Source organism: Reichenbachiella sp. MALMAid0571 (assembly GCF_040151475.1).
Taxonomy (GTDB): Bacteria; Bacteroidota; Bacteroidia; order Cytophagales; family Cyclobacteriaceae; genus CAXBNB01.
Genome location: NZ_JBDKWG010000144.1, coordinates 1 through 17615 on the forward strand (window position 1 = coordinate 1; position 17615 = coordinate 17615).

Consider the following 17615-nt stretch of genomic DNA (forward strand, 5'->3'; position numbering starts at 1 on the left):
GTCCATACAATGTGATAATCACATCGATATAGAACATGACTCAACTTTTTGAAATTACTCATCACTCAAAGTTAAGGGTTTCAGGCATAGCCTAATGTACATAACCACCTTCAAAGAAGGTGGATTTTAAGTTATATTAAAAACCGTCATCTTCCTCCTCCTCCTCGGTGTATTCAGATTTCTTTTCTTTTTCTTCTACTTTTTCTATTGTTTCGAACGACTCATTGTTTTCTAAGATGACATCTTGAGGAAATTCGAGATTATACGGGTCATCAAGATTGTAATAATTTTTTCTAAATTCATTTATAAACTTCATTGTTTCTGACTCTTCTCCAAGCCCTATTACAAATTGCCCAAAGCCAGCTTTAGCAATATTGGAAGTTTTTACCACCTCATCATTAAATAATTCATTAGATGAATATAAAAATAACCTATTGTCATCAAAGCTGAAATGATACCAGGTAGTCTCGGCCACTTGTAAAAAAAGGTTCACTACATCTCCTCCAAGGTCATTTTTTCTTATCTCTAAAAATCCTGACATTAAAGCATTTATATCCACACCCCGAATCCCGGACAGTCCAATTTTAGAAGAATTGTACCATGCTTTATGTTCGTCATTCCATTTCAAATCTACATTTGAAAGCACTATGGTTTTTTGTAGTACGGGAGAAATACTGACCATTGGCACATAATCTCTAAGAGACTTATCTTCATAATTTTTAGCTACATGATCACCAACAAGATCGGACAATTTGTAGATCAATTCAATACTGTTGTCGTGTGCTACATCTGCACCTAACCTCTCTATTATATCCAACACATCCTTAGTGAAAGCCTCCACGATCAATGGATTGACATTCATATTGAGCATTAAAAATGCATCAATAAAATATTGGGCAGAATCAGGCTTACCTACACCAAGACCTGATGCTTCCAAAGAAAAGTTTTCATCATTCTTTGTGAAAGTTAAAGCTCCCTCAAAAATTACATTTTTGTTTTTGTCGTTATAGATAAAGGTTTTCCCTGCGTAAGACTCTCCCGATGATTTTAACTCCGGTTCAATTTTATATGTGTGGTTTTCAAAATCATGAGTAAGAAGGCCATCAGCTTTAAAAATATACTCATCTTCAGGCCTGTTTTTGTTGTTGACAAAAAGGGAATAAACCTTATAGTTAAGATTGTCATAGAGCAAGCCAACATCAATAGGAGTAGCATCTTCCGTTAGAGCACTTCCTACATCTAGTTTTAGCTCAGTAGAGTCCCCCGAATTATAATATTGAATCCAATAGTTATAATCATCTACACTCTCCAAATCCAGTTTTACCAGACCACTTAATTCCAAAGCCTTTCTATCAGCGTACATTGTAGCATCTCCTTTAAACAACACTCCGGGTGCTATTTGTACTTTTTCTTCCTCTAAAACTGTACCTCCTGAAACCGTCATTTTTTTAGTTACCTCTTTTTTACTGGTTGTTTTACCAGTTGGAATGTCCATGAGGTCAAAACTCTCGAATTTAATGTTGAATGTATCACTCGCAGCTGTTACCAGTTCATACATAGCATTTCCTTCGAATTTGTTTCTTGAAATGATTTTAATATTTCCTTCAGTTAAATGGTGAAACTCATTTAAGGTATCAATTTTTAAACTGGCATTCTCAAATTGCTGTAGTTCCGAATTTTCCAGAATGGTTGTTTCGTTGTTGTCGGGTATTATTTCTGCATCTGCCACTTTGATATATGGAATACCTTTAATATTCAGTTTATAGGTATTTATATCATAAATAGCATTTGTTGCATTAAATGCCAATGAATCCAGTTCTTCTCTGGTGGTATAAAAATAGGAAGAACTGATATCCACATCTGCCGGTTTGGTCATTGTAATTTGGGATGTATTCAAATCCCAAATAGCGTTGGTAATTGACGTTTTCATTTGTGCATAAGGAAAACTTATAGCGGCTACACCTTCTTGCTCAGGGTGAACATCAGCAACGTTTTTAACCAAATCGAAATGAAGCGATATGTCATCTCCGGCCATGGCTGGTTTATCCGGAACATCCGTTAGAATCTCAAACTTTGCATGTTGAGCTGAGTATTCATATTGTTTAAATTCAAATTCATTTGATTCCGAACGTGACCCCCTTGAAAGCATTACACCAGAGCCAAAAACTCCTTTCGCACTAATGTTGGCTTTACCATCCAACGATGCAGTTGCATTATAAAACTGAAACGGCTCACCAATATTTGCAATGTACATACTGTCTTTCCTGGGCAACCATTTCATACTATATGGACCCAATACAGCTTCCGGATATGAGGCCCCTTTGTAATTTCCCTCTCTAATTACTCCCTCATTCCCAACAGCGGAAACAGAATCCATGTAAAATATAAAATCATTGGAATTAACGGTGGTAGTACGATAATCTATCTTTCCATTGACACGCAAACCTTCGTAATTCAATTTCAGGTCATTATACACAACACCCTCACCTCCATACAAAGAGTATCCTTCATCTGGTATTTTATGAGAAAAACCCAAAGACTTATCCGGCATTACTACCAGCTTTTCCTTAAACTCAGGAAGTATATCTCCAGCAATAAAAGTTCCTTCAAATCCCACCCCTATCATATCCGGTCTTGCTAAACTATCCACCTCAAAAGGAGGAATGATAAATTTAACAGTACGGTCATAAGCACCACCCAATATTTCAGGACTGTCAAAATAAACAACAGCATCAGAGTCAGAAGTAAAATATGGATACTTTTTATGTTCTCTTAATCCCGCTTTATTTTTTGGGTGGTTCACATATAAAATACCTGATGTTTCTGTGATTTGATTATGTAACGCCACTTTCTCATGATGGTCTGCTGTTTTCAATGAATCATGTACTTCAACCTCTATCCTAATAGAATCTACTTGTGCCATATTTATTAAAAATGCATTGTAGTCAAAGTCAAATTCTTTACCAATATATTTAAATCCACCAGACACCACAGTACCATCAAACCTCATGTCTTTATTCTTCAACAAGGTAAGTTCTTCATCTTTTGGAGTGACTACATTCTTATTATCAGGAGTCAGAAAAATTCTTCTAACCCCTCTTACTGTCATTTCACTGGTTTCGAAATTGAGAGATGCATTTGGTTTGTCAGGAGAAAGAGAGGATATCAAAATATTGTCATAATCTTTCTTTTTGCTATAAGACAAAATATTGTGATAGGATTTTCTTAAGACATGAATATCTCCGGTAATCTCATCATATCCTATATACTGGTTTTGCTGCAAGTAAATCATTGCCGCCCTTATCAGTTTTTCATCCACTTTATTATAATGGACAATCAACTCTGCAACATTAAAATTTGAGTCATTAATTTTTCTGGCATACTGCACAACAGCCACAATAGGATGAAAGCCAAATAAGCCCGTAAGTTTATCATACCTGATGGGATTAAAATATTCTTCCGATTCGAAAACTGCCGGAATAATATTTCTACCATTCATTATAGAAATATCAAGGCTGTCTGCATTAAGATCCCATTGGATTAAATCAGCCTTAAAATCCATTTTAAAGTATGATGAAAAATAATAGGTATTCTTAAAATCTCCTTCATCCTTCAACAAGGTGAGTTTGGGAATGGAAGTATCAAATGAAAACTGTACTCCGGGATGTACAATAGAATCGGACCCATGAAAAATTACCTGATAGGCTCTTTTTGACCGAATGACAGAATCTTCAAAAGAATATTTAACGGCTTCAGTTCTAAAGCTTCTGCCTTTTCCATCCTTTACATTTATCACCGAGGGATGTTCTGAAATTGATGTGCCATACATTTTATCTCCCACCAGCGAAAACCCTCCTTTGTAAGTGAAATTTTCAATTGGCAGTTTCAGTTCTGTTTTAGAATAGTTCGAAATAAATTTTGGATAAGTTCTGTTCTTATTGTCCTTACGTCTATGACTTCTGAAGATAAAAGCTCCATCTAAAGAATCGGAAAACAATCTGGGAAACCTCATTTTCGCTTTGGTAGTCTTTAGATAGGGCACACTGGTTTTAAAATGATACTCTTTGAGAATTACTTCAGCTCCTTCAGTACCCTTCAAACTATTTGGCCAATCAAAAACCCCTCCCTGGCCTACAAACATCAAGTCATTGATCATATAAGAACCAGATGTATTTTTAATTTCCACGGTATCATAGGGAGTTGTCATGAGCAAGTCAACATTCTTTAACTTGATAATTGCTCCAGATAAAGGAGGGGTAATATCGTCAGCTTGATAGTCAGACACTTTGTCTGTTTTAATCACATCTACATTTGGCCGATGAAAAGCAGGCCTTTCCGGAACCTCTTCTTCATAGGTTTCTTCAGTACCCCATCCATCATCATTACCCCAGCTGTCTTCCTGGTCATCTCCCCAGCCGTCATCGTTCCCCCATCCATCATCATCTCCCCAACTATCTTCTTGTGTGTTTGAGTCTTCTTCCTGAATTGAAATTTCTTCTTCAGTAATCTGCTCATCTAATGGGACATTAGTATCTTGCTCCTCTATTTGATCGAGAAAGCTTTTTGGAGCACCTAAAATTTCAAAGCTATAGCTACCCCCTGAAAATTTTAGAGAGTTGAACCTCGAAGTGTACAATGCACTGCGGGCAAAAAACATACTCATTCTTCTTAAATATTCATCAAGCTTCCTGTGTCCGTAAGTTTCTACTGCTGTTTCCGTAATTTTAAGCACATTGGTAAGCCTTTCGGAATCCAAATTAGCCTGTGTAACGGCATAAGTAATCAGACTAAAATAGTATTGAAAATACGGACGTGTTTGCAGCCTTTCCGCCTGCATTTTTTTTGCGGTACTTATTATTATTTTCTTCTGCTCATTGCTGATTTTAGAAGTCCAGATGTTCCTGAAATCATAAGCCACCTTTTGAGCGGACTCTGTATCAATTCTTGAAATCCCCGCTACAACGTCATTGACAAATACGTCGGGTTCTTCAGAAAAATTGAAGTATTGAGCATTGGTTTTGAATACCAAAAGCATCAATACAAATAGTAAGGGAATATATTTCGAGCGAAAGTTCAAAAGCAGTAACACAAATTCGAATAAAGATAGGCAATCGAATATTTATAATCTAAAAGAAAATCAGGATTTACTAAATACTACTGCTGCCCAGTTATCCTTAGTAACTATTTTGTCAAGTATAAGATTATACTTATCTGCACATTTTTTTATATCCGAAATGTCTTTTTCATAAAACCCACTCAACAAAAGGAAGCCTTTTTCTACTAAAAGATTGGAGTAATATGGTATCTCTTTCAGCAAAACATTTTTGTTAATGTTCGCAATAATAATGTCAAAATTGTCTTCAAATTGAAGGCCTGCTATCTCCCCTTTTTGAATTTTTACATCATTTATTCCGTTAAGTGCATAGTTTTCTTTACTGTTTTCAATGCACCACTCATCTATATCTGTTGCTTCTATGGACTTAGCTCCTAACTTATTTGCCATGATGGCAAGCACTCCGGTCCCGCAACCTACATCAAGCACTTTTTTATTGAGAAAATTGATGTCTAACTGTAATTTGAGCATTTGCCACGTTGTAGCATGGTGACCTGTCCCAAAGGACATTTTTGGAGTAATGATAATTTCAATTGGATACTTCTTCTCAATGTTATGGAAAGAAGCCTTAACTATACATCGATCATCTACTTCGATAGGATCGTAGTTTTCTTCCCACTTTTTATTCCAATTTTCCTTTTCAACAGAATTTATTTCTACTGTAAAATCAAAAGAACCTTTATATCTGGAAATAATTTCATCTAATGCCTTCTGATCGAAAGATTCGGCTGCAATATACGCTTTGAGTCCTGACTCCACTTCTTCAAACGTATCAAAATCTATTTCTCCTAACTCTGCCATAAGAATATCAGAGATAGAACTGTCTTCTGTGGAAATATATACTTCTATGAAAGACAAATTCTATTTGTTACAACCGGCAAAAGATTCGAAATCTGTAAAGTAAACTGAAAAATCAGCCAGCCCTTTTTGCTTTTCCCAGTAGATGTAGAAATCCGCAAATTCTTTTTTGTCTGTGAAACTCCAAAGCCCCTGCTTGTCAGCATAAAGCCTGTTTTCCTCTTCAAAAATCAAAATGTCAGCAAAAGCTTCCGAACTTTCCTCGTAAACCTTGAAATGCGCATAACGTGGATTCTTTTCTACATAGACCACACCGAAAATCTTGCATGGATCATATACCTTTCTGGTAGATCCTGTATTGATTATGATTCCGCAAAAAGCAATGAAATAAAAAAGAGTCTTCAACATTATGAGATTGTATTATAAACTTGACAATACTAAAACTCTAAAATGAGTTTACTATTGCAATAAAGTCGGCAGATTTTAAGGATGCTCCACCTATTAATCCTCCATCAACATCAGGGCATGCAAAAATCTCCTGAGCATTGTCAGGTTTACAGCTACCTCCGTAAAGAATAGATAAATCAGCAGCAGCTTCTTTTCCAAATTTTTCAGCCAAATGGGTTCTCAAATAAGCATGCATTTCCTGAGCCTGTTGAGAAGTTGCCGTTTTTCCTGTACCGATAGCCCAGATTGGCTCATAGGCTATTACTATTTTAGAAAATTCATCTTTGCTTAAGTGAAATAAGCTTTCTGTCAATTGATTACAGACATATTCGAAATGTGTCCCTTTTTCTCGAATTTCCAGCGGTTCTCCACAGCAAAATATTGGTGTCAGGTCATTAGCCAATGCCTGATTCAATTTTTCTGCCAACTCTTCATTTGACTCTTTGAAGTATTCTCTTCTCTCACTGTGTCCTATAATTACATATTCCGCACCAGTAGATTTTACCATTTCTGCAGAGATTTCACCTGTATATGCTCCACTGGTTTTGTCGCTACAGTTTTGGGCAGATACTTCAATATTACTACTATTAGCAACAAGTTTACTTACTGAAGTCAAATGAATAAAGGGGGTTCCGAGTACTACTTGCACATTTTCATCCAAATTACCTGCACTCACAATCTCATTGGTAAGCTCTATTCCTTCACTCAATGATTTGTTCATTTTCCAGTTGCCCGCTACTATATTCTTTCTCATTTCAATTTCATTTTGATGTTCTGGGCAAATATATAATGTCAAATGCGGTATATCCTGAATATCACTAATATTTTGATAAAAAAAAGCACTAAATAATTCGATTTTTTGAATTATCAACCACATCAATAATTAAGAGTCATAATTATTTTGATTCTAACTTTTTATTCAAATAATTTACCAATCATTAATAAAACAGTATAAATATTATATTATTTATAATAATACATATCAGTTATTAAACTAAGAAGGATGGCAAAACACACGTATGATTTCGGAGTAATTGGCAATTGTGCATTCACAGCTCATATAAAAAAAGACACTAATATTTCCTGGTTATGTTGGCCAAGGTTCGACAGTAGTTTCATCTTTGGTGGTCTGGTAGATGAGGAAAAAGGAGGTGAGTTTTCTGCCCTTCCTGTAGATGAAAATTATGAATCCAACCAATATTACCTCGAAAACACAAATGTGTTGTGCACGGAAATCAGCAGTGAAACCGGAAAGTATCGGGTAACTGATTTCGCTCCAAGGTTTTACCAGCATGAAAGATATTATAAACCTCTGATGCTAGTCAGAAAGATTGAACCGATAGATGGCTATTCATCGATAAATGTGAAATGTCATCCCGTAGGAGACTATGGAAAAATAGTTCCGGAAACCAGCCTTGGAAGTAGTCATATCCGTTACTTGGGGTTAAATTCTCAGGTACGACTTACGACGAATATTTCACTGAATTATGTCATGAATGACAAGCCTTTCGTACTCAATGAAACCAAATACCTGATATTATCTTATGGTCCTCCTTTAGAAGATGCCTTAACAGATACCGCTGAAAGATTTTTAAGTAAAACCGTTAATTATTGGAGAAAATGGATCAAAACAGCCAGCATTGTTAACTTTTATCAACGAGCGGCTATCAGATCTGCTCTTATTTTAAAGATTCACCAATATGAAGATACTGGTGCAATCATAGCTGCCACCACTACCAGTTTGCCGGAATCTCCCGGTGCCGGGCGAAATTGGGACTACCGATATTGCTGGATGCGAGACACTTATTATACTCTAAATGCCTTCAACAACATCGGTCACTTTGAAGAGTTGGAGCAATATTTCCACTATATAATGAATATTATTTCGGTGGAAGAAGATCGTTTCCAGCCATTGTATGGGATTTCAGGAGAAAAAAAATTGACAGAAATAGAAACAGATCTAGAAGGATATAAAGGTAACAAACCTGTGAGGGTAGGAAATCAAGCATATACTCATATACAAAATGACGTTTATGGTCAGGTACTTGTATCACTTCTACCTCTCTATTCGGATATGAGAATCATATTTACCGAGCTGTATGATTCTACTGAAATAGTGATTAAAGCACTAAAAATGATTGAAAAAACCATGGAAGAACCTGATGCCGGTCTATGGGAATTTAGAAACTTAAAGCAATATCATTGTTACACATACCTTTTTCACTGGGCAGGAAGTAAAGCAGCTGAAAAAATTGCAGATGTATTGAAAAACAGTGAAATGAAGGAACTGGCCACCAGGCTGAAAAATATGGCAGCTGAAAAAATAGAAGCGTGTTATTCGGAAGAGAAAAAAGGCTATGCTCAAGCAATAGGTGTGGATAGGATGGATGCCAGTTGTTTGCAACTTATAAACATGAACTACTTGCATGGTAACAGCCAACGTGCAAAAGACCACCTTAAAGCACTAGAAGCTGAACTAAAAGCCTCGAATGGCCTCTTTTACAGATACAAACATCAGGATGATTTCGGCGAGCCCGAAACTACTTTTTTAATTTGCGGGTTTTGGTATGTGGAAGCTTTGGCTTGTGTGGGAAGAGTGGATGAAGCTGTTGAGGCTTTTAAAAAACTGGAAGGCTTTAGCAACCACCTCGGATTACTCAGTGAAGATGTAAACGAACACGATGGCAGTCAATGGGGTAATTTTCCTCAAGCATACAGCCATGTAGGATTGTTAAATACGGCCAATAGAATTGCTAAAAAACTGGATAATCCTGATTTTTATTGATTTAATTCTTAAATAAGAAAATACTTTTTTAAGGAAGTTGAAGTAAATGGTTTTTACTTTAACTTCTTATTTTCCTTATGCCGATTAACGTCTCTATTGTTTTTCTTTTCAATATTCTTTTTTAAAGCATCTGTCAGATCGACACCCGTTTGATTGGCCAGGCATATAAGTACCCAAAGTACATCTGCCATTTCATCACCCAAATCTCTGTTTTTATCCGATTCTTTGAATGATTGCTCTCCATATTTCCGGGAAATAATCCTGGCCAATTCCCCGACTTCTTCTGTAAGAATAGCCATATTGGTAAGTTCATTGAAATACCTGACCCCAATAGAGTTTATCCAGTCATCCACTAGTTTCTGAGCTTCTTTTATTTCCATACGTTTTTAGATTGTACTATTTTTTATCTTTCGTATCCATGATGATGGTTACCGGCCCATCATTTATCAATGATACTTTCATGTCTGCTCCAAACTTACCTGTTTGAATCTTTTTTCCAAACTCAGATTGAATATGATCTATGAACCTTTCGTATAGGGGAATAGCTACTTCAGGTTTAGCTGCCAGAATATATGAGGGGCGATTTCCTTTTTTGGTACTGGCATGCAACGTAAACTGACTGATTAACAGTATGTCTCCATTAATATCCAATACACTTTTATTCATCACTCCGTCATGGTCGTCAAAAATCCTAAGGTTCAGTATTTTTTTGACTAGCCATACAATATCTTCCTCAGTGTCTTCATGTTCTATTCCCAAGAGAATCATTAAACCCTGATCTATTTTACCATGTACCTCTCCATCAATTAATACAGAGGATTCTATTACTCTTTGTATAACAACTTTCAATTTAAATGTACTGTGGATTTAGCAGATAAGAAACTTCAATAGTCATTATTCAATGTTCGCAATCCGAATCATTTTTAAAGGCTTATATACATGAACTCCTTCGTCTTCCTTGCTTTTCGCAACCAAAAACATTGCCTTAGCTACATCAGATGCTTTAATTGCCCAGAGTCTTAAACGAGTGCCTATGATAAAAAAAGAAAAAACGGAAGAAATAAGCTTTGCTACTTCTTCAAAAAAACGGAATTCATCACGATCTCCTAATAGAAGAGATGGCTGAAAGATTAATAAAGTTTTGAGATTTAACGCTCTTAAAGCATCTTCTGTCTTTCCTTTCACTTTATTGTAAAACAAAGCAGAATCAGTATTCGCACCATAAGACGAAACCATAAGAAATTGCTCAAAATTTGAATCTTGTTTGGCATGTTCCGCCAACATTAGAGGAATAGAATAATCCACTTTCATAAAGGCTTCTTTTGAACCCGCCTTTTTCATTGTAGTACCAACACTACAATAATAGTCATTGGCAGAAACCTGCATCTTATATTTTTCAAATTCCTTAAATTCAAAAATTAGCTCTTTGATACGACCATCCTCAATTCCTACAGACCTTCTGCCAATTATCATGATTTGATCATAATAATCATTTTCAAGAAGCACTTTCAAAATCTGCTTGCCCACCAGGCCAGTGGCACCTACGATAAGGGCAGATTTATTTTCCATTCTATTTAAGCAGCTATGATTGAATTTAAAAAGTTAGATAAAAAACAGGAAAAAATAATGGGAAAATAGGTTTATTTGAAAATAAAAAAAGCTGTCTAAAATAGACAGCTTTAAAAAATTTAATTTTTATTTAGATGTTTAGGCTTGAACAGACTCTACCAATACCAAGACCCGATTGTTCAAAACCTCTACTATCCCTCCATCTATTTTCAATTCTTTTTCTTTGATGTGGTCATGATCTTTGTATTTGTACCTTAATTCTCCCAAACCAAGAGAACTTACCAAAGGCGCATGGTCATCCAATACCTGAAAAGAACCTTCATTCCCTGGAAAAGTTGCGGAATCAACTTCTCCTTCAAAAAGCTTGTTGTCAGGAGTAATTATTTCTAAAAACATAGTTTTGATTATTTAGCTTCAGCCATCAATTTTTCACCTTTTGCCACAGCTTCTTCGATACTGCCTACAAGGTTGAATGCTGCTTCTGGCAGATGATCATGTTTGCCATCCATTATTTCATTAAAACCCTTGATGGTATCTTTAATATCAACCAAAGCTCCCGAAAGACCAGTAAACTGCTCGGCCACATGGAACGGCTGTGATAAAAATCTCTGAACTCTTCTGGCTCTGTGTACAGCCTCCTTGTCTTCATCTGAAAGCTCGTCCATGCCAAGAATGGCGATAATATCCTGAAGCTCTTTATATCTCTGAAGGATCTCAATCACTCTCTGTGCACAGCTATAGTGTTCTTCACCCACAATTTCTTCACTCAAAATTCTGGAAGTAGAATCCAATGGATCAACAGCAGGGTAAATCCCTAGCTCAGCAATCTTTCTGGAAAGTACTGTTGTAGCATCAAGGTGAGCAAAAGTTGTAGCCGGAGCTGGATCCGTTAAATCATCTGCAGGAACATATACTGCCTGAACGGATGTGATCGATCCTCTTTTTGTAGATGTAATCCTTTCCTGCATGGCTCCCATCTCTGTAGCCAAAGTTGGTTGATAACCAACAGCTGACGGCATCCTTCCCAAAAGAGCTGATACCTCAGAACCTGCCTGAGTAAATCTAAATATATTATCAATAAAGAATAGAATATCTCTTCCTTGTCCTTCTCCATCACCATCCCTGAAATATTCAGCCACTGTCAGACCTGAAAGTGCAACCCTGGCTCTTGCTCCCGGGGGCTCATTCATTTGTCCAAACACCAAAGTAGCTTGAGATTTTAAAAGCTCATCTTTGTCAACTTTGGTCAAATCCCAGCCTCCTTGAGCCATGGACTCTTCAAATTCTTTTCCGTATTTAATTACACCAGATTCGATCATCTCACGCAACAAATCGTTTCCTTCTCTTGTTCTCTCTCCAACTCCTGCAAATACTGAAAGACCTGAGTATGCTTTGGCAATATTATTGATCAATTCCATGATCAATACAGTTTTACCAACACCAGCACCACCAAACAATCCAATTTTACCCCCTTTAACATAAGGTTCAATCAAATCAATCACTTTGATACCAGTAAATAGTACTTCCGTAGAAGTTGACAATTCATCAAATGCAGGTGCTTTTCTATGAATTGGAAAACCCTTGCTATTATCTATGTACCCAATACCATCAATTGCTTCACCTACCACATTAAAAAGTCTTCCTTTTATTTCCTCACCAATAGGCATTTTGATCGGTGCTCCTGTATCCTCAACATCTAAACCTCTCATCAGACCTTCGGTACTATCCATAGCTACAGTACGAACTCTATCTTCACCCAAATGCTGCTGACATTCCAAAATTACTTTTTGGCCGTCAGGTCTAACAACAAAGAGTGCGTCTAAAATATCTGGTATTTTTGATCCCTCAGACTCAAAACTTACGTCCACAACAGGACCAATAACTTGTGTGATTTTACCGATGTTTGCCATTTTCAATCGCTTATTTCAATAAATATTATGATGTTGATTTTAAAGGTGCGAAGTTAAGTCAATAATTATATAAACCAAAGAGACTCAGTCCTTTTTGGTTTTACTTAATTCTCAGCAAAATTCTAAATGTCGTGCCTTTATTAATATCCGAAGATTTGACAAAAATTTTACCCTTGTGATAGTTCTCTACTATTCTTTTTACTAATGTCAACCCGAGTCCCCAGCCTCTTTTCTTTGTAGTAAATCCGGGCTGAAAAACTTTTCCTATTTTAGATTTCACAATCCCTTTTCCAGTATCGGTAATATCAATTACAGCCTGACCTTCATTGGCACGCAACAGTTTGATTGACAAATGACCCACACCTCCCATTGCATCAACTGCATTTTTACACAAATTTTCTATTACCCATTTAAACAGAGGCTCATTAATTTCGGCTGAAATGTTTTTGTTTGGAAAGCTCTTAACCTCAAACGTCACTTTGGTGGAAACGCGCTTTTTAAGATAATCAACTGTTTCACTAACTATTTCATAAAGGTTGGTTGTTTTCAAAATAGGTTCAGACCCTATATTGGAAAAACGAGAGGTGATCATTTCCAACCGTTCTACGTCCTTCTCCAACTCAGCAACAATCTCTTTGTCTTTTAGGTCATCGTCTGTTTTGAAGTATTCAACCCATGCCATTAGCGAAGAAAGCGGCGTGCCCAATTGATGAGCTGTTTCTTTTGCCAACCCGACCCACACCCGGTTTTGTTCAGCTGTTTTCGAATAATTGAATGCCATAAATGCTATCAAACCAAAAATGGCAATGATTGACAATTGTGCTATTGGGTAATATTTTAATTGAGTAAGGAGTGTTGAGTTTTTGTAATAGATGTATTGATAGCCCAGTATTTCATTAGTTTCATTATTTATTAAAGTTATAAGTCTTGGTTCATGTTGCTGCTTCATTTCTTCTAATTCCTCTCTCAGGATTCTGTTCCTAAGTTTCGAATTTTCTGCCTCTTTAGCTCTAGGAATATTTCTAAAACCACCCTCGACTGGTATCCCAAACTCATTGGTCATAACAATTGGTATAGTTGTATTGGCCGCTATTATCTCCTCAAAAAGGAAATTATAGTTTGTTTTAGTATCTTCTTCGTTGGCAAAAAATTCTAATGCATTCGCAAATTGTTCAATAAGTTTTTTTTCTCGTTGTTTAATTTTTTCAACGAGAATATTGGTGTACCATATTGACCCAAGCCCGATTATAACAGAAACACCCAGAACCACCCATTTCAGGTTTGAACGTTTTGAATACAAGTCTAAAGTTGTAGAATTATTGGATTGAGAAGCCATAAAGGTTTTCGATACTAGTAAAAGACCAGCGATACTGTGGACAAATATACTTTTTATTGATTCAGGTTAAAACTTCATTTTAGATCGTTCAGTAGTTCAGATACAAAGTCAGCTGCCAGATTGGTTCTCTGAACTCCTTTGCCTTCTACAACTTTGTAAGACTGATTGTTTTGTTTCAAATAAGAACTATAAATGTGGAACAAATATTCTCTTCTATGTTCATCTTCTCTCAATGGATCTGGCTGCCATGGCAGATCTGGCTTGCACAACAACATCAGATCATATTTCTCCATACCCAATTGCTGCTCTATCCATTTTTCACATTTCCCAAATTTATCATAGCTCCACACTTTTATGGTTATCAAAGAACTGTCGCAAATGAGCATATGATCTGAATTCACAAATGCCTCATTTTCCTGTTTCATTTGTTTTTTAGCAATAATCTGCAAATCTCGATAAGAATATGGCCTATCCAGATTTTGTATATACTGCCGGGCATACTCCTCCACATAGTCACATTGAAACAATGAAGCAAGTTCTTTAACCAACGTGGACTTACCTGAAGATTCCGGACCAACTACCGCAACTTTAATTTTCTTCATTTTTCAAAGTAGCTAATTTTTGTCTCCACGAAAAGTAACCTGCTATTGCCAGCGCAAGAAATACCAAAAATTGAAAACTTGTAAGAATATAACCTTTATAAAAATACAATGGTATAGATATTAAATCCGTGATAATCCATGCAATCCAGTTTTCAATTTTCTTCTTCGCCATTAGCCACATGGCCGTAAAAGCAAATGAAGTAGTAACAGCATCCCAGTGCGGAACGTCACTATCTGTGTAATTTTCCAACAAAAAACTTAACACAAAATATGAAAGCAAAAGAATCAATAAACTACTGCTATTTTCCGTTTTGTTATTTGAAGCAATCGGTATGTGATTTGCAGTATCCGTTTTTTTTGCCCACACATACCAGCCATAGATACTCATAATGAAATAATAAGCATTGATACTCATGTCGGCATACAGCTTTGCCCCAAAACAAATTTTTACATAGATGGTTACACTGATAATTCCCGTTGGGAAAACAAGAATCTTTTCCTTTTTTGCATACCAGACTGAAAGTAATCCAAAAAATACTGCAACTGCCTCCAGAAGTGTCATTTGTTCTACACCAATACGAAACCCTTCTATGATTACATCCATTAGTGATGATTATTACCGTCAAAGTATTATTTAACTCTGCAATTTCTCATTTTACATTATATAATCAATATTTTTAGTGCTGAGATAAAAATAGTTCAAGGTAAATATCAAAAGACTCTTTTTTTATGAAATACCGTCTTTTATTGTTATTGTTTGTTTGTTGTCAATATGCGTTTGCTCAAAAAGTCGCTTTGGTTTTAAGCGGTGGTGGTGCTAAAGGGTTAGCCCATGTAGGCGCATTAAAAGCACTGGAAGAAAACAATATACCAATAGATTGCATCACCGGTACTTCGATGGGAGCATTGGTTGGTGGCTTTTATGCCGCCGGATACAGTACCGAAGAAATTTTGTCATTAGGCTTATCTAAAGATTTACAAGATTGGGTAAAAAACATTCCTAAAAGCAAATACAGTTATTTACAAAAAGAAGATGACTTTGATCCATCCTGGCTTACTCTTAAGTTTAGCATAGATTCGAGCTTTTCCGCTACCCTAGGTACCACTTTATCCGAAGACTATATTTTGAACTTTGCTCTGGCAAAAGAATTTGCTTCAGCCACAAAACTCAGCAAAAGCAATTTTGACAACTTATTCGTGCCTTACAGAGCCACAGCGTCAGAAATATTCACAGAACAAGAAGTGATATTGAGTTCCGGTAATTTATTTGAAGCGGCCAGAGCATCAATGGCTGTCCCCTTTTTTTATCGGCCTGTCAGAATCAACAATCGGTTACTGTTTGATGGAGGTATTTACAACAATTTTCCCGTAAAAACAGCAAAAGAGGCATTTCACCCAGATGTAGTTATAGGGATAAATGTGGCCTCAAAAAAAATGCAAGAGTATCCTTATGACAAAGACAATAACCTTATTGCAGAATCTCTGCTTTTTGCCATTCTGGATAAAACAGACTCGACCGAAATAAGTGACAATGGTGTATTCATCGACGTAGAATTAGAAAATTTCAATGCATTGGATTTCAATGAAGCCAAAAATATTATCGAATTGGGCTACAACTCTACCATGAGAAAAATGGAGGAGATAAAAACCAAAATAAAGAGACGGGTATCTGATGATGAGCTAAAAGAAAAAAGAGAGGCATTCAGCTTGAAATCTGATGAAATATTATTTGATAGTATAGCAATTAAGGGATTTAAAAAAAATCAATTCAGATACATAACAGGACGGTTTGATAATACCAACCCAATATCTTTTGACAAAATAGAAGACGGGTATAACAAAATTGTTTCTGACGATTATTTCGCCAATATATTTCCATCTTACTCTTTTACTAAAAAAAATACATTCACACTTTCCGGAAATCCTAACCCAAAGTTGAGAGGAAAAATCGGAGGAAGTCTTACATCCAGAAATACCAGCCAACTATTTGTTGGGTTTGATTTCAAACGGTTGACAAGAGTACTCTCACATTATTCCCTTGGGATTCATACAGGAAGGTTTTATCAATCTGTGAACATAAAATCCAAAGTTCAGTTTCCTGGAAAACTAGAGTTGTCTATTAAGCCGGAATTCATTTACAACCATTGGAACTTCACCAGCATCACCGATTTGTTTTCACCAGGAGTCGAACCTGAAATTCAGGATTCTAAAGATTTGAGTTATGGAATCAATTTTGAATTTCCTATTAGAGAAAGGATCAAATTTAATTTTCATACTTCTTATTTCAAAAATCGGGACAAGTTCAGCAACAATAGCATTTTGGTTTCTTCTGACACCCTTGATGTTTTAAAACTAACAGGAAGTAAAATTCAGGGAAAAATATATTTTAACAGCCTCAACCTACATCAATATCCATCTAAAGGTCAAAAGCTAAACCTATTTGCCAATTACATCTTTAGCAACGAAAACTATAGCGCAGGAAACACTTCTAATATAAACTCTATTCAAAACAAAAGACAAAATTGGTATAAAGTTGGTCTTGAAGCCGAAAAATATATGAATCCTCATAAGTTTTACAGTTTGGGAATAAGTTTCACCTCCATATATTCTAATCAGCCTACATTCGGCAGTACTCGTTCAACTGTGTTGAGCCAAGCTTCTTTCAACCCATTACAAGATAGCCGGACACTGGTTCTCGGAAATTTCAGAGGTAGAAAATATATGACAATGGGAATTAAGAATGTTTTTCATCTAAACGGCAACTTTCAATTTCGGGTAGAAGGCTATGCTATTTATCATTTTGAAAAACTAAGCATTGACACAGAAAACCAGCCATATTATTTCACAAGTAAAAAAATCAACTTTTCAGGCACTACAGGTTTAGTCTATCAAAGCCTGATTGGACCAATTAGCTTAAGCTTGAATTATTATGATCAACAAAACCGCAATTGGAGTGGATTATTACATATTGGATATTTATTATTCAATAAAAAATCATTGGATTAATAATATAATAAATCACTAAATTACGTGTTGAATTGAACTTATTATTTCG

At 36.0% G+C, this 17615-nt stretch carries 14 protein-coding genes; 2 read left to right on the forward strand and 12 right to left on the reverse strand.

From position 1 onward, the window contains the following. Positions 1-136: 136 nt before the first annotated feature. The 4 genes from AAOP42_RS17395 to tpiA all read right to left on the reverse strand — a co-directional run bounded on the left by AAOP42_RS17395 (position 137) and on the right by tpiA (position 7112). Positions 137-5035: a hypothetical protein gene (locus AAOP42_RS17395; protein WP_349529840.1), complete on the reverse strand. Its 4899-nt coding sequence runs from the start codon at positions 5033-5035 to the stop codon at positions 137-139. 102 nt (positions 5036-5137) lie between these two features. Then, positions 5138-5971, reverse strand: a complete 834-nt coding sequence (prmA, locus tag AAOP42_RS17400; RefSeq protein ID WP_349529841.1) for a 50S ribosomal protein L11 methyltransferase — start codon at positions 5969-5971, stop codon at positions 5138-5140. Positions 5972-5974: 3 nt separating this feature from the next. Beyond that, on the reverse strand, positions 5975-6319 hold the full coding sequence (locus AAOP42_RS17405; RefSeq protein ID WP_349529842.1) for a 7(1) septoil knot domain-containing protein: 345 nt from the start codon (positions 6317-6319) through the stop codon (positions 5975-5977). Positions 6320-6356: 37 nt separating this feature from the next. Then, the gene (gene tpiA, locus AAOP42_RS17410; RefSeq protein ID WP_349529843.1) at positions 6357-7112 is read right to left on the reverse strand and encodes a triose-phosphate isomerase; all 756 of its coding nucleotides are present in this window, start codon (positions 7110-7112) and stop codon (positions 6357-6359) included. A 249-nt stretch (positions 7113-7361) separates the two neighbouring features. Here tpiA and AAOP42_RS17415 point away from each other — a divergent pair, with 249 nt between their 5' ends. Continuing rightward, the gene (locus tag AAOP42_RS17415) at positions 7362-9143 is read left to right on the forward strand and encodes a glycoside hydrolase family 15 protein (protein ID WP_349529844.1); all 1782 of its coding nucleotides are present in this window, start codon (positions 7362-7364) and stop codon (positions 9141-9143) included. Positions 9144-9196: 53 nt separating this feature from the next. Here AAOP42_RS17415 and AAOP42_RS17420 read toward each other — a convergent pair whose 3' ends face one another. The 8 genes from AAOP42_RS17420 to pnuC all read right to left on the reverse strand — a co-directional run bounded on the left by AAOP42_RS17420 (position 9197) and on the right by pnuC (position 15164). Further along, positions 9197-9523 carry a nucleotide pyrophosphohydrolase gene (locus AAOP42_RS17420; protein ID WP_349529845.1) on the reverse strand — a complete coding sequence of 109 codons (327 nt, stop codon included), beginning with the start codon at positions 9521-9523 and terminating at the stop codon, positions 9197-9199. A gap of 16 nt (positions 9524-9539) precedes the next feature. Next, on the reverse strand, positions 9540-9992 hold the full coding sequence (gene dtd / locus AAOP42_RS17425; protein WP_349529846.1) for a D-aminoacyl-tRNA deacylase: 453 nt from the start codon (positions 9990-9992) through the stop codon (positions 9540-9542). A 45-nt stretch (positions 9993-10037) separates the two neighbouring features. Further along, positions 10038-10712, reverse strand: coding sequence for an NAD-dependent epimerase/dehydratase family protein (locus AAOP42_RS17430; RefSeq protein WP_349529847.1), 675 nt, complete (start codon positions 10710-10712; stop codon positions 10038-10040). 138 nt (positions 10713-10850) lie between these two features. Continuing rightward, positions 10851-11108 carry a hypothetical protein gene (locus tag AAOP42_RS17435; protein WP_349529848.1) on the reverse strand — a complete coding sequence of 86 codons (258 nt, stop codon included), beginning with the start codon at positions 11106-11108 and terminating at the stop codon, positions 10851-10853. A gap of 8 nt (positions 11109-11116) precedes the next feature. Further along, positions 11117-12622 carry a F0F1 ATP synthase subunit beta gene (atpD, locus tag AAOP42_RS17440; protein WP_349529849.1) on the reverse strand — a complete coding sequence of 502 codons (1506 nt, stop codon included), beginning with the start codon at positions 12620-12622 and terminating at the stop codon, positions 11117-11119. Positions 12623-12722: 100 nt separating this feature from the next. After that, positions 12723-13958, reverse strand: a complete 1236-nt coding sequence (locus AAOP42_RS17445) for a sensor histidine kinase (protein WP_349529850.1) — start codon at positions 13956-13958, stop codon at positions 12723-12725. A 74-nt stretch (positions 13959-14032) separates the two neighbouring features. After that, positions 14033-14560 carry an AAA family ATPase gene (locus AAOP42_RS17450; protein ID WP_349529851.1) on the reverse strand — a complete coding sequence of 176 codons (528 nt, stop codon included), beginning with the start codon at positions 14558-14560 and terminating at the stop codon, positions 14033-14035. Beyond that, positions 14547-15164, reverse strand: a complete 618-nt coding sequence (gene pnuC, locus AAOP42_RS17455) for a nicotinamide riboside transporter PnuC (RefSeq protein ID WP_349529852.1) — start codon at positions 15162-15164, stop codon at positions 14547-14549. The genes AAOP42_RS17450 and pnuC overlap by 14 nt, the downstream gene beginning before the upstream one ends. A gap of 125 nt (positions 15165-15289) precedes the next feature. Between pnuC and AAOP42_RS17460 the strand changes: the two genes are divergently transcribed. Continuing rightward, positions 15290-17566 carry a patatin-like phospholipase family protein gene (locus tag AAOP42_RS17460; protein WP_349529853.1) on the forward strand — a complete coding sequence of 759 codons (2277 nt, stop codon included), beginning with the start codon at positions 15290-15292 and terminating at the stop codon, positions 17564-17566. Positions 17567-17615: the final 49 nt, after the last annotated feature.